Source organism: Rhizobium sp. B21/90 (assembly GCF_019355815.1).
GTDB classification, from domain to species: Bacteria; Pseudomonadota; Alphaproteobacteria; order Rhizobiales; family Rhizobiaceae; genus Rhizobium; species Rhizobium rhododendri.
The window spans coordinates 3,244,327-3,264,336 of the sequence record NZ_CP072162.1 but is presented as its reverse complement, the minus strand read 5'-3'; the positions used below and the strand labels follow the sequence as shown (position 1 = coordinate 3,264,336).

Annotated in this window: 23 protein-coding genes; 9 read left to right on the top strand and 14 right to left on the bottom strand. The window is 60.4% G+C overall.

Going from position 1 to position 20,010, the window contains the following annotated elements; translation table 11 throughout:
- Window position 1: 1 nt before the first annotated feature.
- The gene (locus tag J5278_RS15830) at window positions 2–514 is read right to left on the bottom strand and encodes an NUDIX hydrolase (RefSeq protein WP_202617129.1); all 513 of its coding nucleotides are present in this window, start codon (window positions 512–514) and stop codon (window positions 2–4) included.
- Between the two features lie 367 nt (window positions 515–881).
- On the opposite strand from J5278_RS15830, the gene J5278_RS15825 reads away from it, so the two are divergent.
- Window positions 882–1,325, top strand: coding sequence for a hypothetical protein (locus J5278_RS15825; protein WP_209182905.1), 444 nt, complete (start codon window positions 882–884; stop codon window positions 1,323–1,325).
- A 21-nt stretch (window positions 1,326–1,346) separates the two neighbouring features.
- On the opposite strand, the gene J5278_RS15820 is transcribed toward J5278_RS15825, so the two are convergent.
- Window positions 1,347–2,018: an outer membrane protein gene (locus J5278_RS15820; protein ID WP_209182906.1), complete on the bottom strand. Its 672-nt coding sequence runs from the start codon at window positions 2,016–2,018 to the stop codon at window positions 1,347–1,349.
- 169 nt (window positions 2,019–2,187) lie between these two features.
- Window positions 2,188–3,168 (bottom strand): NmrA/HSCARG family protein, encoded by a 981-nt coding sequence (locus J5278_RS15815; RefSeq protein ID WP_209182907.1) that lies wholly within the window; start codon window positions 3,166–3,168, stop codon window positions 2,188–2,190.
- Between the two features lie 113 nt (window positions 3,169–3,281).
- Here J5278_RS15815 and J5278_RS15810 point away from each other — a divergent pair, with 113 nt between their 5' ends.
- Window positions 3,282–4,166 (top strand): LysR family transcriptional regulator, encoded by an 885-nt coding sequence (locus tag J5278_RS15810; protein WP_247748969.1) that lies wholly within the window; start codon window positions 3,282–3,284, stop codon window positions 4,164–4,166.
- 109 nt (window positions 4,167–4,275) lie between these two features.
- Here J5278_RS15810 and J5278_RS15805 read toward each other — a convergent pair whose 3' ends face one another.
- Window positions 4,276–4,956 carry a L,D-transpeptidase gene (locus tag J5278_RS15805; RefSeq protein ID WP_209182908.1) on the bottom strand — a complete coding sequence of 227 codons (681 nt, stop codon included), beginning with the start codon at window positions 4,954–4,956 and terminating at the stop codon, window positions 4,276–4,278.
- A 135-nt stretch (window positions 4,957–5,091) separates the two neighbouring features.
- Complete coding sequence (locus tag J5278_RS15800) at window positions 5,092–5,844, bottom strand: L,D-transpeptidase (RefSeq protein WP_209182909.1); 753 nt, start codon at window positions 5,842–5,844, stop codon at window positions 5,092–5,094.
- Between the two features lie 201 nt (window positions 5,845–6,045).
- On the opposite strand from J5278_RS15800, the gene J5278_RS15795 reads away from it, so the two are divergent.
- Both J5278_RS15795 and J5278_RS15790 read left to right on the top strand, forming a co-directional pair.
- The gene (locus J5278_RS15795; RefSeq protein WP_209182910.1) at window positions 6,046–6,675 is read left to right on the top strand and encodes a DNA-3-methyladenine glycosylase I; all 630 of its coding nucleotides are present in this window, start codon (window positions 6,046–6,048) and stop codon (window positions 6,673–6,675) included.
- 92 nt (window positions 6,676–6,767) lie between these two features.
- Window positions 6,768–7,238, top strand: a complete 471-nt coding sequence (locus tag J5278_RS15790) for a hypothetical protein (protein WP_142824459.1) — start codon at window positions 6,768–6,770, stop codon at window positions 7,236–7,238.
- 13 nt (window positions 7,239–7,251) lie between these two features.
- Here the strand turns inward: J5278_RS15790 and J5278_RS15785 are convergent, their stop codons facing one another.
- Window positions 7,252–7,962, bottom strand: coding sequence for an HAD family hydrolase (locus J5278_RS15785; protein WP_209182912.1), 711 nt, complete (start codon window positions 7,960–7,962; stop codon window positions 7,252–7,254).
- Between the two features lie 233 nt (window positions 7,963–8,195).
- Between J5278_RS15785 and J5278_RS15780 the strand changes: the two genes are divergently transcribed.
- A complete protein-coding gene (locus tag J5278_RS15780) occupies window positions 8,196–9,245 on the top strand; it encodes an aldo/keto reductase (RefSeq protein ID WP_142824094.1) in 1,050 nt (349 codons plus the stop codon).
- A 47-nt stretch (window positions 9,246–9,292) separates the two neighbouring features.
- On the opposite strand, the gene J5278_RS15775 is transcribed toward J5278_RS15780, so the two are convergent.
- The 5 genes from J5278_RS15775 to J5278_RS15755 all read right to left on the bottom strand — a co-directional run bounded on the left by J5278_RS15775 (window position 9,293) and on the right by J5278_RS15755 (window position 11,775).
- Complete coding sequence (locus tag J5278_RS15775) at window positions 9,293–9,922, bottom strand: phosphoribosyltransferase family protein (protein ID WP_209182913.1); 630 nt, start codon at window positions 9,920–9,922, stop codon at window positions 9,293–9,295.
- Between the two features lie 49 nt (window positions 9,923–9,971).
- Complete coding sequence (locus J5278_RS15770) at window positions 9,972–10,334, bottom strand: DUF305 domain-containing protein (protein ID WP_209182914.1); 363 nt, start codon at window positions 10,332–10,334, stop codon at window positions 9,972–9,974.
- A gap of 49 nt (window positions 10,335–10,383) precedes the next feature.
- Window positions 10,384–10,692, bottom strand: coding sequence for a BrnA antitoxin family protein (locus tag J5278_RS15765; RefSeq protein WP_209182915.1), 309 nt, complete (start codon window positions 10,690–10,692; stop codon window positions 10,384–10,386).
- A complete protein-coding gene (locus tag J5278_RS15760) occupies window positions 10,676–10,936 on the bottom strand; it encodes a BrnT family toxin (protein ID WP_209182916.1) in 261 nt (86 codons plus the stop codon). The genes J5278_RS15765 and J5278_RS15760 overlap by 17 nt, the downstream gene beginning before the upstream one ends.
- A 68-nt stretch (window positions 10,937–11,004) precedes the next feature.
- Window positions 11,005–11,775 carry a hypothetical protein gene (locus J5278_RS15755; RefSeq protein ID WP_209182917.1) on the bottom strand — a complete coding sequence of 257 codons (771 nt, stop codon included), beginning with the start codon at window positions 11,773–11,775 and terminating at the stop codon, window positions 11,005–11,007.
- A 229-nt stretch (window positions 11,776–12,004) separates the two neighbouring features.
- Here J5278_RS15755 and hisS point away from each other — a divergent pair, with 229 nt between their 5' ends.
- Genes hisS through hisG form a run of 3 tightly spaced genes read left to right on the top strand, consistent with a single transcriptional unit; the run spans window position 12,005 to window position 15,406 of the window.
- Window positions 12,005–13,555 (top strand): histidine--tRNA ligase, encoded by a 1,551-nt coding sequence (gene hisS, locus J5278_RS15750; RefSeq protein ID WP_209182918.1) that lies wholly within the window; start codon window positions 12,005–12,007, stop codon window positions 13,553–13,555.
- Between the two features lie 31 nt (window positions 13,556–13,586).
- Window positions 13,587–14,708: an ATP phosphoribosyltransferase regulatory subunit gene (locus J5278_RS15745; protein WP_209187335.1), complete on the top strand. Its 1,122-nt coding sequence runs from the start codon at window positions 13,587–13,589 to the stop codon at window positions 14,706–14,708.
- On the top strand, window positions 14,705–15,406 hold the full coding sequence (gene hisG / locus J5278_RS15740) for an ATP phosphoribosyltransferase (RefSeq protein WP_209182920.1): 702 nt from the start codon (window positions 14,705–14,707) through the stop codon (window positions 15,404–15,406). The genes J5278_RS15745 and hisG overlap by 4 nt, the downstream gene beginning before the upstream one ends.
- Window positions 15,407–15,751: 345 nt before the next feature.
- Here hisG and J5278_RS15735 read toward each other — a convergent pair whose 3' ends face one another.
- Complete coding sequence (locus tag J5278_RS15735) at window positions 15,752–16,198, bottom strand: DoxX family protein (protein ID WP_209182921.1); 447 nt, start codon at window positions 16,196–16,198, stop codon at window positions 15,752–15,754.
- Window positions 16,199–16,397: 199 nt separating this feature from the next.
- Between J5278_RS15735 and J5278_RS15730 the strand changes: the two genes are divergently transcribed.
- Entirely contained in the window at window positions 16,398–17,105 is a 708-nt protein-coding gene (locus J5278_RS15730) for a glutathione binding-like protein (protein ID WP_209182922.1), read from the top strand.
- A 56-nt stretch (window positions 17,106–17,161) separates the two neighbouring features.
- Here J5278_RS15730 and J5278_RS15725 read toward each other — a convergent pair whose 3' ends face one another.
- Entirely contained in the window at window positions 17,162–17,605 is a 444-nt protein-coding gene (locus J5278_RS15725) for a hypothetical protein (protein ID WP_202617130.1), read from the bottom strand.
- A gap of 749 nt (window positions 17,606–18,354) precedes the next feature.
- Window positions 18,355–20,007, bottom strand: coding sequence for a chaperonin GroEL (groL, locus tag J5278_RS15720; protein ID WP_142824104.1), 1,653 nt, complete (start codon window positions 20,005–20,007; stop codon window positions 18,355–18,357).
- Window positions 20,008–20,010 lie beyond the last annotated feature (3 nt).

Genomic DNA, 20,010 nt, shown 5'->3' with positions numbered 1-20,010 from the left:
GTCACGACGTGGAACTGCGGTCGGTGTCTTCGGCCTGGCCGGTAAGTCCCATCCGCTGCTGGAAGGCGAGGATGAGATCGCGCAGTTCCGGTTCACGGACGCGCCTGACGGCTTCGTTGCAGGAAACCCATTCGAGCGTGCGTTCGCCCTTTTCCTTGAAATTCTTGGCAAGTTCGGTGACGGCAAGGGCATAGACCTGCACTTTGCACGGCACGGTCAGGCCGTCCTTCATGACCTTGGGGTAGGTGAAGAAGCCGAGAGATGTGGCTTCCACTTTTCCGCGCACGCCGGCCTCCTCGTAAGCCTCGCGGGCGGCCACTTCATGCGACAGCTTGCCTGACATCGGCCAGCCCTTGGGAATGACCCAGCGACCGGTATCGCGGCTGGTCATCAGCAACATTTCCAACTCGCCTGTCTTCTTTTTAAAGCGATAGCACAGGGCTGCGTACTGCTGCCGCGGCGGGCGGCGCAACATCAGATGCATATCGGTGGCGAGTCGGGCTAGGAGAGTCAACGGGCGGTTCACCTTAGTAATTTTCGCGAGGAATCATTAAACAAGTTTATTCTACATCAACCTGGGCTAGAACCTATGAAAAAGCGGTTTGGGCCCGGCTTCCAAGGTTGATTATCAGCAAATCCGCGTCTCCATCGTCAGAATGCGCCGCCGTTCGTCCCTGTGACGACGAGACGCGAGATAGCCGATGGAGGAGGGTCGGTGACACCAGACGTAAGATGGACGCGGTAACTCTCAATCGTCCGGGGGCCTCTATAGCTTCACTTTTACGATATTGCAAAAATTAAAGAGTTTCCCTTAGTGTCTCAATGTCTCTGCTCCGGACGTGGAATGCGGAGCGTATTTCAGTGCAACGGGGATTGCCGACATGTGGCGTCGACTACTGCTTTCTATCGGCATCTGCGCGGTTGCGGTGCCTGCTTTGGCCGCCGACCGTTTCTACTGCGCAGCCGACGACGCCTCCATCAAGTTCAGCATAGACAGCGGCTTTTCAGACGGTGCGGGCCACAAGCTCAATCATTTCCGTGGCCTCATGGTCGGCAAGTCCCCTCTCATTCCAGAAGACTTCCGCAAGCTGCCGCTCGAATCCACACAGTTGACGCAGTATTGGGCCTATGCTGGCGAAGTGCGGCTTGCTGTCGCAGCCTTTAACGGCAATGGCGACAACGCGGCCAGTGCCGAGCTTGTCATCGTCGCATCAGGCAAGGAAGATGGAACCCCGATGCCGGGCAGCTATGTCCTGACAATCTCGACGCCGGACGGTGCCAAGCCGGCCAAGCTGAACGGCCGGCTCACCTGCAACGCCAAGTGACGGGCCGCCAAACTCGCCGCTCTAGAACTTGAACGAAACGCCGAAGTTGATGGCATTGGTGAAGACGCGCGTCTTCAACGTGTCGCCACTGTCGATGGAAACGTTGTCGACAAAGGAGTAATTGCCTTTGTATTCGACGAACGTCGCCCAGTGCTTGCTGATATCGTAGCTCACGCCTGCCTGCGCCTGTAGCGCAAGTCCGCCGAATTCATAACCGAATGTCCGACCGGAGGGACGCGTGACTTCCACGTGCGGTACGTTGATGCCCGCGCCGGCACCCACATAGGGCGTCCATCTGCGGGAGGGGTCCTGAAAACGATAGAGCGCGTTGGCCGTCAGCAGATTGAGCCCGTCCGTGAACTCGAAGTGCGACCAGCCCGGTGTGTTGCCGAGGTCGCCATAGACCTTGGCGTGGGTGTAGTCGAGCGACACGCCCCAGTTCGGCTGGTTCAGTTCGTCCAGCCACCATGTTCCGCGAACGCCGTAATAAGGCGGGTTGCTGAAGGATTTGCCGGACCAGTTCGGATCGAAATCGACGCCGTCTGACGTGGTGACATTGCTGCCGGTCGCTCCCTGCACCCCGCCATAGGCCGAAAACATCATGTCGGCAAAAGCGTGGTCGGCAACGGTAAGAACCGTAAAGAACGCCACGGCAGCAAAGGCCGACTGGCGAAGTCGATTGGCACGGCGCATGAAGAACCCCCGGATGATTCAGTCATCCATTGATGTCGGGATTTCATGACATGGCTATTACAACAGGTGGTAGAGTGGCCATTTGCTGACCTTGTTCGCCAAGATTGCTGGTTTTGCGACGGAGAATTCGGTCGCAAAACTCAGGTTCGGATTGCTAGAGTTTGCGACGTTACTCGCCGCCACCGTTCGTCGGAGGCTCCAAGCCGAAGGTCTTTTTGTGACCGTCCCAGCCCGTGGTCCTGACGAACTGCTCCCAGCCAAGGCAGTCCGGATTGATCCGCCGGCTCCATTCAAGGTCGCGATCGCCTCGGAAGTAGCCGTACTCCACCGCAAATTCGGCCATGCCGATGATCTCGCGCACAAGTTCTGGGCTTTCGGCAAAATGCGGGAAGTATCGAAGCAACTCTTCGGTTCGGTAAGCCGAGGCGTAAACCGCCTTTTGACCGGTGACGCGAGTAAAAGCCTCGATCATCTCTGCCGGCGAGATGACGTCGCCAATCACCGGCAGCGTCAGGCCGGAATAAGTGCCGGGATGATCGAATATCTCAAGGACTGCCGGTCCCGTCGCAGTTAACGGGTCGACAAAAGGTGCCTTGAAGTGCTCGGGCAAATAGATAGGAAATACCAGCGTGTCGCCATCCATGCGGGGCGCGTAATATTCCAGGAGATTTGTGTAAAAGAACGCAAGCTCGATAAACGAACTCAGGATCGGCAACCCACGGATATAGCCTTCGACCCTGCTTTTGTCGGTGAAGTGTGGCGCAAACTTGATGCCGCCCGTGATTTGGTCGACATTCTCCAAAGTGCTGAAGACCACATGCTGGACGCCGGCCTCGACGGCGGCATCCGCCAGGTCCTTGCCGATGTCGAACTCGTATGTTGCTGGCGGCGCCACGCCCGGGGTCATGAGGAATGCCCCGTGAGCGCCCCTGAACGCGTTGACGAAATCCATTTTGCGGCCTTGCGCGAGTGGGACTGCGAAAAGCTCAGCCCCTTGTGCCGCCAAGGCAAGCGCCTCGGGAGAACCGACGTTGCCGGTGAGGGCGCGCACATGATAGCGCCCGCTTTTTAGCAGCGAGTGGGCCACGCTACGGCCCTGTTTGCTCAGACTTCCTGCGATTGCGACGATAGGTTTGCTGTTCGATGGCATGCAGATCTCCCATGCATTTGGCGTCAATAGAAGCCCATGGGATGGCAGGCGGCATGGTATTTGTGAAATCGATTTAATTCTGGGTTACAATCCATCTGATGGATATCAAGCGTATGGATCTCAACCTGCTCGTCAGCCTGGAAGCTTTGATCATCGAGCGAAATGTCACGAAGGCTGCAAGACGGCTGAACTTAAGTCAGCCAGCGCTCAGCGCGCAGCTGAACCGCCTCCGCGATGTCTTCGATGATCCATTGCTCGTTCCGGGACACCGCGGAATGATCCCGACTGCGAAGGCGTTCGAATTGCTGGAGCCATTGCGCGCGGCGCTGGAACAGCTGCGCAGCACTCTTGATAGTCACAAGAGCTTCGCACCCACGAGTGCCGACCTCGTTGTTTCAATTGCATGCACCGACTATGTCGAGGCGGCGGTCGTCCTTCCCCTCATATTGGCGTTGCGCGAGAAGGCCCCAGGCGTACGGATCGCCGTGCATCGGCTAAACCCGCCGAGACTGGACCAGCAGCTTTCGGATGGCAATGTCGATCTGGCGATCGCCACGCCCGATGGCAGCCATCCACACCTGCGCACGCGGCATCTGTTCGAGGAAACCTACGTTCTCATAGGTCGAGAAGGCCATCCGCATCTGGAGAACAGCCTTTCCGCCGAAGGGTTTGCCGAGCTGGAGCAACTGATCGTCTCGCCGTCCGGCGGCGCATTCACAAGCCCTGTTGATGCAATGCTGGGGACATTTGGTCGTCAACGCAAGATAGTCGCCTCGGCAGCGTCTTTCCTTGTCGTCCCGGAGATCGTCGCTGCCAGCGACCTTGTCGCGCTCGTGCCGCGCCGCTTGCTGCAGCGTCAGCTCCCCCACCTGACCATGATCGACGTCCCATGGCTATCTGAACGATTTACGGTGGAGTTGGTGTGGCACGATCGAACCCATGCGCACCCCGGCCACCAGTGGATCCGTGAACTAATCTACGATCTCATGGTCGATTAAATCGAGAGTGCCAAGCGAGGGGATTGGCGGAAGCCAGGTATGGTTTGGAAAATGACCATTGCGAGAGGGCCGGACACGAATGCCCGGCTCTCTCGAATCCGTCCGACAATCAGCCGCCGAAGCCGCCGAAGAGGGTGCGGAGCACGTCCATGCCGTGGTCCTTGTAGCTGACTTCGCCCTGCTTGTTGCCGGGGCCGACGACGATGACCTTGGTGCCGACGGGCACGTGGTCGTAGAGATCGGCGACATCGGCGTTCATCATGCGGATGCAACCCGACGAAAGGTTGAGGCCGATGGTCCAGGGCTGGTTGGTGCCGTGGATGCGGAAAATCGTGTCGTGGCCGTTCTGGTAGAGATACATGGCGCGGGCGCCGAGCGGGTTGGCTTCGCCGCCTGGCACGGAGGCCGGCAGCGGATGGCCTTCCCGGGCTTCGCGCACGCGCATTTCCGCCGGTGGCGTCCAGACCGGCCATTCCGCCTTGCGGCCGACCGTGACGATCCCCGACCAGCCGAAGCCGTCACGACCGACGCCGATGCCGTAGCGCGTGGCGCGGTTGTTGCCCTCGACGAGATAGAGGAACTTGTTGTTGGTATCGACGATGATCGTGCCAGGCGCCTCATTGGTGACGAGGCGGACGAGACGCTTGTGGAATTCCGCAGGCACGGTCCGGTTCGGTTTGACGTTGCGAACCGCGTCGTTGGCCGTCGTCATCGGGGCGGCCGTCGTCACAGCGATCATGGACGTCAGCGCAATCGCTGTTGCGGCCATCAGCCGAATAACTTGCTTCATCCTGGAGTTCCTCTGGTGCAAAGACCGAGAGGCTAATCAAACCGATTAGAATTTCAAGATCTACAGCATCGGCAGAGGCATTTTTGGGTAGCGTCGAGCCGTCATCTGATCAGCTCGTCGCCACCCATGGTAAAATTACATCACTATGACGCGGGTGCCGACCTTTACGCGGTCGAAAAGATCGCTGACATCCTCGTTGCGCAACCGGATACAGCCGGACGAAACGGCGCTGCCGATGGTCCAGGGCGCGTTCGTGCCGTGGATGCGGTAGAGCGTCGATCCGAGATACATGGCGCGGGCGCCGAGCGGGTTGCCCGTGCCGCCTTCCATGTGGACCGGCAGGTAGTGACCCTTGGCAGCTTCGCGGGCGATCATCTCCGAAGGCGGTGTCCAGCCCGGCCACTCTTCCTTGCGGGTGATGGTATGGGCGCCGGCCCATTCGAAGCCGGGCTTGCCGACGCCGACGCCGTAGCGCCGGGCCTTGCCGCCGCCGGTCACCAGGTAGAGGAAGCGGTTGTCGGTATCGATGACGATGGTGCCCGGCCGTTCCTTGGTCTGGTAATCCACCATTTGCGGCAGATACTGCGGATCGAGGGTCGAGCGGATGACAGGCATGCCGGGTCGCACATTGGCGACCGTCTGTACCGGCCTGCCGCCGAACAGCGGACGCGAAGCCCGCTGCTGGAATAGCCCGCGCGGCTGGACCGGAACCGGGCGAGGGTACACCACCGGCTGGACGGAGGCGCCGCCGAGTTGTGTCACCCAGGGGGCCGTGAGATCGGCGCTGACGATGACCGGCGGGCGTGTCTGGTAGCGGTCGGTGGCAAGGGCAGGCGGGGCAAAGGCGGCGACGAGGCCGGCCGCAAGCAAAATAGACTGTTTCATCATCGGACGGACTCTCTACAATGGACCGAAGATCGGGCGTTCTGGCGCTCGGTTCGGAAAACATCGTGACATTGCCCTGCCCATGAATGGTAAACGGCGGTTCATGAAAACGCCGGCAGACATGTAAACCTTTCGTCAGGGTTAACCATCGGTTTGGAAAGACGGTTTGCAAATGGTAAAGTACCGAACGAATTGGGAAGCCTGATGACTGCAACGGGATTGATCACCGGCGACGACGGCCGGGAGCGCTGTTTCTGGCACGCAAACCTGCCCGATTATCTGCGCTATCACGACGAGGAGTGGGGGCGTCCCGTCACCGACGATATCAGGCTGTTCGAGAAGATCTGCCTCGAGGGTTTTCAGTCCGGCCTGTCCTGGCTGACGATCTTGCGCAAGCGCGACAACTTCCGCCACGCCTTTGCCGGGTTCGATTTCCATCAGGTTGCCCTGTTCGGAGAGGCCGACATCGAGCGCTGCGTCGCCGATGCGGGCATCATCCGCCATCGCGGCAAGATCGTCTCGACGGTCAACAACGCCCGTCGTGCCATAGAGCTGAAAGAGGAGTTCGGGTCGCTCGCGCGTTATTTCTGGAGCCACGAGCCGAAGCCCGACGAGCGACCCGCAGTTGTCGACCGCGCAAGCCTTTCGGCCAATCCGACGACGCCCACCTCCGTGCGTTTATCCAAGGACCTGAAGAAACGTGGCTGGACTTTTGTCGGCCCAACGACAATCTATGCCTTCATGCAGGCCATGGGTCTGGTCAACGATCATCTCGAGGGCTGCTATTGCCGGGACAGTGTGGAAAAGATGCGCAACGCGCTGGTGCGGCCGTGAGAAGGCTCTGCTTGTCGCTCGGCCTGTGGCTCGCCGCCACCGGTCTTGGCTCTGTGGCCCACGCCGAGGATGCCAGGGCGCCGCAGTTGCAGATGCCTGAACTCGACCGCGGCGAGGAGCTTGAAAAGCTCGGCTTTCCCGCCGTCACCGAAAAGCTCACCGGCTGGACGAAATTCGGCAAGGGCAAGGTCTACACCCTGCCGATCAAGGCCGGCCAGCATGTGAAGATCACCTTTGCGTCGAAGAGCCAGTATGCCTTCATGGCCATATTCGACCTGACCTCGAGCGCCGACGAAGCCTTTTTCGGCACCGATGAGGACGGCATGACTGCCGATGTCACCGTCAGCGCCGATACGACTTGGTTCATCAAGCCATACTATTCCCGCGTCACCCGGCGGCGTGGCCTCGGCGCACCTTATTCGATCCTCATCGAGCCGCTGCCATCGGGCCTGCCGCAGCAATCGGCTCCGGCTGGCGACGCGGACAAGGCGCCTTCCCTGTTTCCGCCAAAACCAGGCACCCCGGCGCCTGCCGCCAACAAGCCGTCCCTGTTCCGGCCCTAGCGGATCGGGAGCCTCAGGCGGCAGACAGCTTTGCGATCAACGCTCTGAGCTCGCCCAGATGCTCTATCTTGTGGAAGCGCGGTGCGTCCTTGGGTTCGTCGACATGTTCGTAGACCCAGGTCAGCGCATGCGGCACGAAAACGCCGTAGCTGCCGGCAGCGATGGCCGGGACGATGTCGGATTTCAGTGAGTTGCCGACCATCATCGCCCGCTCCGGCCCGTCGCCGACTTTGGCGAAGATCCGGCGATATGTGGTTGCCGTCTTGTCCGAGACGATCTCGACGGCATCGAAGAAATCGCCAAGACCGGATTGCGCCAGCTTGCGCTCCTGGTCGAACAGATCGCCCTTGGTGATCAGCACCAGCAGGTAATGTCCGGCCAGTGCCTCGAGGGTTTCGCGCGCATGCGGCAGGGTTTCCACCGGATGCGACAGCAGGTCCCGACCGATATCGAGGATCTCGGCGACAACCCTCGCCGGAACAGTGCCTTCGGTGATCTCGATGGCCGTCTCGATCATCGACAGGGTGAAACCCTTGATGCCGAACCCGTAATGGGCAAGGTTGCGGCGCTCGGCGGCAAGCAGCCGCTCCGACACCCTGTCCCCCTCGGCGTAGTCGGCGAGCAATTCGGTAAAATGCTTTTCGGTCAGCTGGTAGAAGTGTTCGTTCTGCCAGAGCGTATCGTCGGCATCGAAGCCGATGGTGGTCAGCGGACGCACGGTCATAGCCATCTTCCTCGTCGGTTCTTCGGGCAGACTTTATCCCTTCCGGCAAGCGAGACAAGCATCCTCGAATACATCACGGCTGCGTGAAACCGGTACATCGTATCGTTGAAGTCGGGGCTCCCCGCGTTATCTTGCCTCAGCAGCAAGGCCTGCAGGCGATCCGCTTGCGAGCGGACAGCAGCGTCGATACGCCTGCGGAGTGTCCAATTGCGGCCGAACGAAAGGAATTTCAAATGCGCTACAATCAGCTTGGCAACACCGGCATGTTCGTCTCCGAACTCTGCCTGGGCACCATGACCTTTGGCGAGGCCGGCGGCGGCAGCACCTGGGGTGCAATTGCCGACGTCGACCAGGATGCAGCCGACAAGATCGTCGAAAAGTCGCTTGCGGCCGGCGTCAACTTCATCGATACCGCCGACGTCTATTCCTTCGGCGTTTCCGAGACGATCCTCGGCCAGGCGCTGCAAAACCTGGAAGTGCCGCGCAAGGACGTGGTTATCGCCACCAAGGTTTTCGGCCCCATGGGTGAAAAGCCTAACGATCGCGGCGCCTCGCGCGGCCACATCATGGATTCCGTAGAGGCCAGCCTCGAGCGGCTGCAGGTCGATCATATCGATCTCTACCAGATCCACGCGACCGACTCGGTGACCCCGATCGAAGAGACGCTGCGTGCCTTCGACGATCTCGTCTCCGGCGGTCTGGTGCGCTATATCGGCGTATCGAACTGGCAGGCCTGGCGCATCGAAAAAGCGCTCGGCATCTCCGAGCGTCGCGGCTTTGCCCGCTTCGAGACGGTGCAGGCCTATTACTCCATCGCCGGCCGCGACATCGAGCGCGAGATTGTGCCGATGATGGCGGAAGAGAAGATGGGCCTGATGGTCTGGTCGCCGCTCGCCGGCGGGCTGCTATCCGGCAAGTACGGCCCGGGCGCACCCGGTAACGGCGAAGGTCGCCGCGCCAGCTTCGATTTCCCGCCAGTCGATAAGGACCGCGCCTGGGCCTGCGTCGCCGCCATGCGTGAAGTTGCTGCCAAGCACGATGCCAGCGTTGCCGAAGTGGCGCTTGCCTGGATCCTCGCAAAACCTTTCGTCACCAGCGTCATCATCGGTGCCAAGCGGGTCGAACAGCTCGACCAGAACCTCAGCGCCGTCGATCTCAGGCTGGATGCCGAAGATATGGCAAGGCTCGACGAGATCAGCGCACTCGATGCCGAATATCCGGGCTGGATGATGCCGCGCCAGAACGCCGCTCGCCGTCCCCAGCCTTTCGATCCGAAGGCCTGATCGCGCAGACTACGAAGCCGTCCCGCTCTGTCGGGGCGGCTTTTCTCCTAAAGGAATGTTTCCGCAATCGGCTCCCAGCCATTCGGACCCGGACGAAACTGCGGAATATGCGCGAGGCTTTGAACCAGGGCGCTGTCGGCGCCAAGCGTCTTCTGCCAGTCGCGCGCCTCGGTCAGGATCACGCCGACACCGACGACCTCGCCGCCTGCCTTGCGCACCAGTTCCATCGAGCCCTTCAGGCTGGAGCCGGATGCGACGACATCGTCCACCATCACGACGCGCTTGCCGGCCAGCAGCGGAACCGCCTGACGGTCGAGCAGCAGGCGTTGTTCGCCCTTGGAGGTGATCGATGTGATCGTCTGCACGAGCGCATCGCCAAGATGGATTTTCGGCGATTTCTGCAGGATGACGTAGCGATCAAGCCCCAGCGCCCGGCTGACCTCGATTGCAACCGGAATGCCGAGCGTGGCTGCCCCGACGATGACATCCGGCCTCAGCGGCGCCAGCTTGGCGGCCAGTTTTTCCCCGACATGTGCGCCGAACCTGACGCCGAGATCGATCACCATCATCAGCGAAATGGCAAAATCCGGTTTTATCGGCACGATTGGCAGATCAAGCCGATAGCCGGCGACATCGACGGTCCAGTGCTGGGTTTCGATGGCGGCGGGATCTGTCATGGGGTCGGCCTCGGGCGGGGATGAAAGCGTGATTGCGCTGGTGCCGGTCTTACTTCCCGTGCGCCTTCAGCCAGGCCTCCATTTCCTTTATCTCCTTCTGCTGGGCCTCGATGACGCCCTTCGCCAGTTTGCGAAGTTCCGGATCCTTGCCGTATTGCAGTTCGACCTTCGCCATCTCGATGGCACCCTGATGATGGGGGATCATGCCGCGCACGAAATCGGCGTCGGCATTGCCGCTGTAGGTCAGGCCCATGTCCTTGTGCATTTTCGCGTTGGCAGCCGCAAAGGCCTGGCTCGACGGGCTCTGGTCACCCATCGGCTTGCTCATATCCATCTTTGACATGTCTTCGGCAAAGACGGTGCTGGAGGCAAAGGCGAGTAGGGAGGCCAGGAGGATGGTTTTCGTGAGCATAGAATTCCTCGTTCGGGGATGGGTCGAAATTTGGGTGAAGTCAGTTAGTTCAGATTTTGGCCGCCTTGCGCAAAGCCTCGTTGATACGGCTCTGCCAGCCCTTGCCGGTGGCCTTGAAGGCATCGATGACATCGGGATCGAGCCGCAGCGAGATTTGCCGCTTCGGCGCCTCGACCGCCGGTCGCCCCCGGGCCCGGCGAATGCTTTCCGCCAGATCCGGGAAAACCTCGGCAAACGGACGGGCATTCTTGAAGTCTTCCTCGGTCCATTCAGGATTGTCGGAAACCTCCTCCCAATCCTGGTCTGAATAGCCCCGGCCATTCTGGAAGTCGCTCCGCATTTCAGTTTTCTTTGTCATTCAACAGGCTCCTTTCGGCTTTGTGCGCAGGCCGCATCGATATTACCGAGACCGCCTCGCGCCCGAGAACGGCGAAGATGACTGCGGTCGTACCGTCATGTCGTCGCCCGATGGCCTTGAACCGTCCGAGTTTTGCCGGTTGCAAAAGAGCTGCAAGAAAGAAATCCGCGTCGAGTTCGGCGAAATCGAGGCCGTGCTTGTCGAAATTTGCGAGCCGCTTGCGCTCGTCCCACGTAATTTTCATCGCAAGAATACCCCCGAAGTGAATATTTGTCGATAATAAAAGTGCTACAATAAAACTTGCATCCTGCGCTATCCGCGCGACAGGCGGGCGGCGATCACCTGATGGACGATCTGGTAGTCCCGGCTCTCCTCGCCGAGCGGCGCCACCGGCCATGTCCAGCGCTCGATGGCCTCGGGCGGTGCGATGCCGAGCAGCAGGTCTGCCTGCTCGTGGATCTTGCCTGTCCGGTCGATGACGGCGTAGGCGATATCGGTGACAAGGCAGCTGCGACAGGGCAGGACGGCGAGGTCGGCAAGATGTGCGCCGACGAGGCGTGCCGCCGCATCCGCCGGCATGGTGCCTTTGCTGTCTTCGGATAGTCGCCGCTGCACGCCCCGGCCGATCTGCGACAGGAGGTTGGCTGACACAACGAGGTCGAGGTAGGGAACCTGCCGCAAAAAGCCGAGCGGTTCGAGGGCTTTCCCGGCGGCGAGCTGGTCATAGCCCGAGAGGTCGCGCTCGATCAGGCGGACGTTGCCGAGACGCCGGGCCTTCAGCCAGAGCCGCAGCGATGCCAGATGCACGAGATCGACCAGCACGACGGTATCGAAAGCCTGGGACAGTTCGACAATCGGTACATCGCGCAGCAGGCCTGAACCGAGCACCACGGCGGTGCGCCGCTGGGTAAGATCGGCCATTGCATCGAGCATAGCCTTCTGGCTGCGCATCTCGTGCTCTGCCCAGGCCGCTCGGCAGCGTCCGGCTCGCGACCAGAGGCTGACGGAAGAGCGGACGAACCGTCGAAACGGCTTGCCGGTGAGGGGCAGGGTGGCGATTTGCTGCAGCGTTTCGGCAATCATCGGCAGGCAGCGTCGGGCAAGGGTGGGGCCAAAACCAGGATGGCGGATTTTGCGGGTGGCGGCATGGCGGTTTGCTGGAGCATCGATGTCGGCCTTCCCGGAAAGATATCGGCGAGGGTGGCATTTTTCCCAGGCAACCGCCAGCCGCCGAATTGCCGTTGCAACCCTTGCCGCAATCGGCCCGATCCGCTAGGAAACCGCCACTGTCACAGGACCGGAATGCAGCGCCATGAACGACAAGCCGAAGAAGCCCCAGAAGCTGAGAGCCCGCCTGCCGCGCGGTTTTGGTGATCGCACTGCTGCCGATATCCATGCCACCAACGAGATGGTCGCAAAAATCCGCGAGGTCTACGAGCGCTACGGTTTCGACCCGATCGAGACGCCGCAATTCGAATACACCGATGCGCTCGGAAAATTCCTGCCTGACAGCGACCGTCCGAACGAAGGCGTGTTCTCGCTGCAGGATGACGACGAGCAGTGGATGAGCCTGCGCTACGACCTGACGGCGCCGCTCGCCCGCCATGTCGCGGAGAATTTCAACGAGATCCAGCTGCCCTACCGCACTTACCGCCAGGGCTACGTCTTCCGCAACGAAAAGCCCGGCCCCGGCCGCTTCCGCCAGTTCATGCAGTTCGACGCCGACAGCGTCGGCGCACCCGGCGTCCAGTCCGATGCCGAAATGTGCATGATGATGGCCGACACGCTGGAAGCGCTTGGCATCAAGCGCGGTGACTACGTGATCCGGGTGAACAACCGCAAGGTTCTAGATGGGGTCATGGAAGCAGCGAAGATCACAGATCCGGCGCAGAAGCTCACAGTACTCAGAGCTCTGGATAAGTTTGACAAGTTCGGCTGGGCTGGCGTGAAGCTGCTGCTTGGTGATGGTCGTAAGGATGAGAGTGGCGACTTTACTAAAGGCGCCGGCTTGAATGATGACCAGATAAAGGTGCTTGAGTGGTACATCAACGTTGATGAACTGGCAGATGGCGGTCTCAAGCAGAATTTAGATTTTGTAAGTTCCTTAGAATACTTGTTTGCCGATAAAAGCGAGATCGGTACCGAGGGCTTTGCAGAGCTGAAGACAATCGCATCTATCATTACGTCTGCTGGTTACCTTAGAGACCGAATTCGCATCGACACCTCCGTCGTCCGTGGCCTCGAATACTACACCGGCCCCGTCTACGAAGCCGAACTGACCTTCGACGTCACCAATGAAAAGGGCGAAAAGGTCGTTTTCGGCTCGGTGGGCGGTGGCGGTCGATACGATGGGCTCGTGTCGCGTTTCATGGGCCAGCCTGTGCCGGCCACCGGCTTCTCCATCGGCGTTTCGCGCCTGATGACGGCGTTGAAGAACCTTGGCAAGCTCGGTCAGGACGAGGTGCTGGCACCTGTGCTCGTCACCGTCATGGACAGTGATATCGAGTCTCTGGGAGGCTACCAGCGGCTCACGCAGGCGCTTCGTGGCGCCGGGATCCGTGCCGAAATGTACCAAGGCAGCGCCAAGAAGAAGATCGGCGACCAGCTGAAATACGCGGACCGTCGCGGTTGCTCGATCGCCATCATCCAGGGCGGCAACGAGCGGGCCGAGGGCGTGGTGCAGATCAAGGACCTGATCGAGGGCAAGCGCCTTTCCGGCGAGATCGAGGACAACGCATCCTGGCGCGAGGCGCGGGTGGCGCAGGAGATCGTGCCGGAAGCCGAGATTGTCGCCAAGGTGCAGGCGATGCTGGCAGCCCAGGCGGAGGACCGCAAGCGGGCGATGCAGGGGCAGCAGGCATGACGCGGGCAAGCGCCCGGGGGGAGATCGCCTGATGCCGCTGATCGATCTCCCGACTTTTGCGCCCGAGTTGCTGGCCGAATTTTCGGCCCGTCGCACCAGCCGCATCGACACACCCGTCATCCAGCCCGCCGAGCCGTTCCTGGACATGGCCGGCGAGGATCTGCGCCGCCGGATCTTCATGACCGAGAGCGAGACGGGCGAAAGCCTTTGCCTGCGCCCGGAGTTCACCATTCCCGTCTGCCTGCGCCACATCGAAACGGCGACAGGCACGCCGAAGCGCTACTCCTATCTGGGCGAAGTCTTCCGCCAGCGCCGCGAGGGCAGCCACGAATTCTACCAGGCCGGCATCGAAGATCTCGGCGACATCAATATATCGAGTGCCGACGCGCGTGCCATCGGCGATGCCACCGGCATCCTCACCCGCCTTTTGCCCGGCCGTCGCCTCAAGGTGACGCTCGGCGATCAAGCTGTGTTCGAGGCAGTCGTGCAGGCGCTCGGCCTGCCGCTCGGCTGGCAGAAGCGGCTGATCCATGCATTCGGCGATACCGCGCAGTTGCAGGCGTTGCTCGCCCGTCTGGTCAGCCCGCAATTCGTCACAGATCTCGACGACGACGTCGCCCGGCTGGTGGCGGAGGATGACGAGGCAGCGCTTGTTGCCCACATCGACGGGACGATGCAGAAGACCGGATATTCGACCAACGCCAGCCGCTCGCCGCAGGATATCGCCCGCCGGCTGAAGGAAAAGCTGCTGCTTTCGGAAACACGGCTCGACGATGCGGCCTATGGTGTGCTCGAGGAGTTCCTGTCGCTGAACGTGCCGCTGTTCAATGCGTCTGCAGCACTTGCCGGCTTTGCCGATGCGGCAGGCCTGCGGCTCGGCAATGCGCTGTCGCGCTTCGACGGCCGGGTGGCGGCGCTTGCCAATGCCGGCGTCGATCTCACCACCATCGAATACCGCGCCGCATTCGGACGGCCGCTGGATTATTATACCGGGCTGGTCTTCGAGGTCGCAGCCGAGGGATCGCCTGCGGTACTCGCCGGCGGTGGTCGCTTCGACCGGCTGATGGCGCTGCTCGGCGCCCAGAACCGCATTCCGGCTGTCGGCTTCGCGCTCTGGCTCGATCGCATCGAGAGTGAGAGGGCGCCGGCATGACCGTGACCATTGCCTTGCCCTCCAAGGGTCGCATGAAAGATGACGCGTCCGACATTTTCGCGCGCGCCGGCATGCCCATCGTCGCCGTCGGCAACGACCGTTCCTATCGCGGCCGTGTCGAAGGTTGGGACGGCGTCGAGATCGCCTTTCTCTCGGCATCCGAAATCTCCCGCGAGATCGGCAACGGCAGCGTCGATTTCGGCGTCACCGGCGAGGATCTCATTCGCGAGGGTCTGGCGGAAGCCGACAAGCGCGTCGAGTTTTGCGCCCGGCTCGGCTTCGGGCGGGCCGATGTCGTGGTCGCCGTGCCGGAAATATGGCTCGATGTCGATACCATGGCGGATCTCGGTGACGTCGCTGCCGATTTCCGGAGCCGCCGTGGCCGCCGCCTGACGATCGCCACCAAGTATGCCCGGCTGACCCAGCAGTTCTTCTCGAGCCAGCACGGCATCCAGCTCTACCGCATCGTCGAGAGCCTCGGCGCCACAGAAGGCGCGCCGGCCTCGGGTTCGGCGGATATCATCGTCGACATCACGTCCACGGGCTCGACGCTTGTGGCGAACCACCTGAAGGTGCTGTCTGATGGCATCATCCTCCGTTCGCAGGCCTGCCTTGTCAGGGCCCGGAAGGATAGCCACGCCGATGACCCGCTGATCGCCCGGATCGTCGCCGCAGTCAAAACAGCACTGCCGGAATAAACAACATCCCGACAACAGAATGGCCCACCGTGCGGATACGGTGGGCCCCAGACTGCTGACAAAGCTATGATCTAACAACTCTGCAGGTCACTCGGGAAATTGAGCCGGTTGTCAAACTCCCCTCATCCTCGCCCTTGTGGCGGGGATCCAGTCAGCTCAAGTCTTTGAGCTGAAAGAGTCTTTTGACCCGACAGACGTCGCGTCGCTGGATCCCCGCCACAAGGGCGAGGATGAGGGAGAGCAAGGTATCGCTTTCGTCAAACACGCTTTTTCAGGGTTTGTCAGCAGTCTGAGGCCCACCGTGCGGACACGGTGGGCCTTTTTGCATTGCGAGCGTTTAGGCTATCAGGCTGCGAGCGGGTAGGATCCGCGGCGGGCGTCGAGCGAGTAGGCGCCTGGACCGACTGTGGCGAGGAAAATGTAGGCGCCGGCAAGCGTGAAGTTCTTCATGACCATGATCTGGTTGAGCGCGTTGATCCAGCCCAGTGCCGCGTCCGGAAAGCCCGGAACGTTGACGGTCGGGAGGTGGAAGACCACTGCGGTGAAGATGCAGAATGCAGCGATTGCCCAACCGACGATGCGCACCTGGAAGCCGACGAGGACGCAGAGGCCGGTGACGAGTTCGAACAGGCCGGCAACGTAGGTCAGTAGCGTCGCACCCGGCATACCGGCGCCAGCGATCATGCCGGCAGTTCCGGCCGGGTCGGTCAGCTTGCCGAAGCCGGCGAAGATGAACATGAATGCCAGCAGGACGCGGGCAACGAGAATGATGATATTGTTGGTATTGGACATCGGACCCTCCGGATGTGCATTGCCGATCGCGGCAATCTCTGGAGCGCTTATTCGCTATTTTGCGTCCGTTGAAAAGATGAACGATCAAAGACGCTTCGTTCGCAAATAGTGAACGCGATGAGCGCCTGTTGACTTTGCAAACCGCGCCGGCAGGTTATGATATCGTTTCCCGTCAGACATATCCAAAAAGGCAATTCCCATGGCAGATCTGTCCTCCTTCCCGATCACCCGCCGCTGGCCGGCGAACAATCCCGATATCATCCAGCTCTATTCCCTGCCGACGCCGAATGGCGTGAAGATTTCCATCGCGCTGGAGGAATTGGAACTGCCCTATGAGGCGCATCTTGTCTCGTTCGGGACCAATGACCAGAAGACGCCTGAATTCCTGTCGCTCAACCCGAATGGCCGCATCCCGGCGATGATCGATCCGGATGGACCCGACGGCAAGCCTATCGGCCTGTTCGAGTCCGGTGCGATGCTGGTCTACCTCGCCGAAAAGACCGGCAAGCTGATGCCGACGGATGCTGCCGGTCGCTATGACGTTCTGCAGTGGGTGTTCTTCCAGATGGGCGGCATAGGCCCGATGTTCGGGCAATTCGGCCATTTCTTCAAATATGCCGCCGACAAGGTCGCCAACAACAGTTACCCGGTCGAGCGTTACCGCGACGAGACGAAGCGCTTGCTGGGGGTTCTGGAAGAACGCCTGAAGGGTCGGCAGTGGCTGATGGGCGATCTCTATACCATCGCCGATATCGCTTGCTTCCCGTGGGTGCGCGGCGTCGACGTCTTCTACGGCGGCAAGGATGTGCTGGGTCTTGCCGATTTCCCGGTGGTCATGGATTGGGTGGCGCGCTGCACGGCACGTCCGGCCAGCCAGAAAGGCCTCGAAATCCCGAAGCGTGACTGATCCCGGGATTGGTGGAACTTGCGGAGCCGGCACCGTTGCGCTGGTTCCGCAGCACTTTACTGGCGGCTGCCTGTGCTTTCGGATGCGCCGATCTTGAACCGCGGGAACAGGAAGACGCCGACCATGCTGCCGGAGTAGCGCTCCTCGGTGCCGATGGACTCGCCGATGCAGAAAACCGGCTGCCGCTGTCCGCCTTCGGCAAGCACGGTTGTGGAGAAGCAGAACGAGGAGGACGAGGTCGCTGCCTGTTCGAAAAGTTCCAGAATGCGGGAATGGTCGCGGCTGTCGTAGCAGCGCATCAGGTTCAGCAGGCCGCATTCCGTCACGTGCAGGCCGTGCAGTATCGTGCTGAGGCTGCCGAGCTTGATCACACCGCTGGCGAGATCGCCGATCCAGCGCTCGGACACGCAAAACTGGCTTAGAAGTTCATGGTCTTCCTCGACGCCACGGGATCCCTCGATGAAAGGCGCCGCAAGATTGGCTTTGGCAATCTTAAACAAAACGTTCCCCACTCCCGTGCGGCCACTCCCTGGCCAAGTACACTATCAGATTGTATATTTCCCGTCTCGCCTCAGATAGAAAAGCGAACGATTTGTAGCCGATGCCACGCGTTATTACTATAATCGCAGACATGGCGTTCAGGTTAGACACTTGAAAACCGTAACGCTCAAGTAGCGAAATTTGTTTCGCAAGAGCCGCAAAGCATCTTTAGACTGCAACTTGTTGGGAGCGAAGGTCTTTCGCAGATAACCTGCCGTTTTCCGCGCCCTGGTTCATCAGGGTCCGTTTTATAGAAGAATTATTAAAAACAGCAATGGGCCAAACGACGAAAACACGTCATATGTGCGTGTCAAAGCATATACTTAATGATCGTTTGCTGTTCAAGGTAAACCGGCTTTCGACTGGTCGTGTGCAAAAGCAGGAATTGAGAAGACATCGTCAAGAGACCGGATGCACGGCAGGAAACCATCGCTTCGCTCCCAATGCATGCGTGGAAAGGGGAGGGGAGTTCTTTTGACATGAGCCTGTCGCTCATTCTCCAGGCGTCTCGGGCGCACTCTAGTCCGGGGACCAGAGCCCGTGATTTTGTCGACAGCACCGAGCTAACTTTGCGGAGACGGGATCAGAGGAATTGCCGGGATGCAATCTATGGGAGAATCGCACGGTATTCTTCTGCGTCGTCCCGAGGCGGCGGACAAAAAAGGGCGACCCGAAGGCCGCCCTCTCGATAGTGCGGTGATCCGAAGGATCACATCATGTCCATGCCGCCCATGCCGCCCATGCCGCCGCCCATTCCGCCGCCCATGCCGGCGCCGGAGTCCTTCTTAGGAGCTTCAGCAATCATGGCTTCGGTGGTGATCAGCAGCGAGGCAACCGAGGCTGCGTTCTGCAGAGCCGTACGGACAACCTTGACCGGATCGACGATACCCATGGCGATCATGTCGCCATATTCGCCGGTCTGGGCATTGTAGCCGTAGTTGTCGGTGTTGCTTTCGAGGATCTTGCCGACGATGATCGAGCCTTCGTCACCAGCATTTTCTGCGATCTGGCGAACCAGCGACTGCAGAGCCTTGCGGATGATGTTGATGCCGGCCGTCTGGTCGTCGTTGGCGCCCTTGATGTTGAGGACGACAGATGCGCGCAGAAGTGCGGTACCGCCGCCGGGGACGATGCCTTCCTGTACGGCAGCGCGCGTTGCGTTCAGCGCGTCGTCGATACGGTCCTTCTTTTCCTTGACTTCAACTTCGGTCGCACCGCCAACGCGGATGACGGCAACGCCGCCAGCGAGCTTGGCAAGACGTTCCTGCAGCTTTTCGCGGTCGTAGTCAGACGTGGTTTCTTCGATCTGAGCCTTGATCTGCGCGACGCGGCCTTCGATGTCGGACTTCTGGCCCGAACCGTCGACGATCGTCGTGTTTTCCTTGGTGATCGAGATCTTCTTGGCGCGGCCGAGCATTTCGAGCGTAACCGACTCGAGCTTGATGCCGATGTCTTCGGAGATCACAGTGCCGCCCGTCAGGATGGCGATGTCTTCGAGCATTGCCTTGCGGCGATCGCCGAAGCCAGGAGCCTTGACAGCAGCAATCTTCAGGCCGCCGCGCAGCTTGTTGACGACGAGCGTTGCAAGAGCTTCGCCTTCGACGTCTTCAGAGATGATGAGGAGCGGCTTGCCGGTCTGAACGACAGCTTCGAGAACAGGCAGCATTGCCTGCAGGTTGGAGAGCTTCTTCTCGTGAAGGAGAATGTAAGCGTCTTCCAGTTCGGCAACCATCTTTTCTGGATTGGTCACGAAGTAAGGCGAGAGGTAGCCGCGGTCGAACTGCATGCCTTCGACGACTTCGAGTTCGGTTTCGGCGGTCTTGGCTTCTTCAACCGTGATGACGCCTTCATTGCCGACCTTCTGCATCGCTTCAGCGATGTACTGGCCGATTTCCTTTTCGCCGTTGGCAGAGATCGTGCCGACCTGGGCCACTTCGTCCGAAGTGCTGATCTTCTTTGCCTTGGATACGATGTCCTTGACGACTTCGGCAACGGCGAGATCGATGCCGCGCTTCAGGTCCATCGGGTTCATGCCGGCAGCAACAGCCTTGCCGCCTTCGCGGACGATGGCCTGGGCCAGAACGGTTGCAGTCGTGGTGCCGTCGCCGGCGATGTCGTTGGTCTTCGAAGCAACTTCGCGGACCATCTGGGCGCCCATGTTTTCGAACTTGTCTTCGAGCTCGATTTCCTTGGCGACAGAAACACCGTCCTTGGTGATGCGCGGAGCGCCGAAGGACTTGTCGATGATGACGTTGCGGCCCTTAGGACCGAGCGTGACCTTTACTGCGTCAGCGAGGATGTCGACGCCGCGCAGCATTTTTTCGCGCGCAGTACGGCCGAACTTAATTTCTTTAGCTGCCATGTT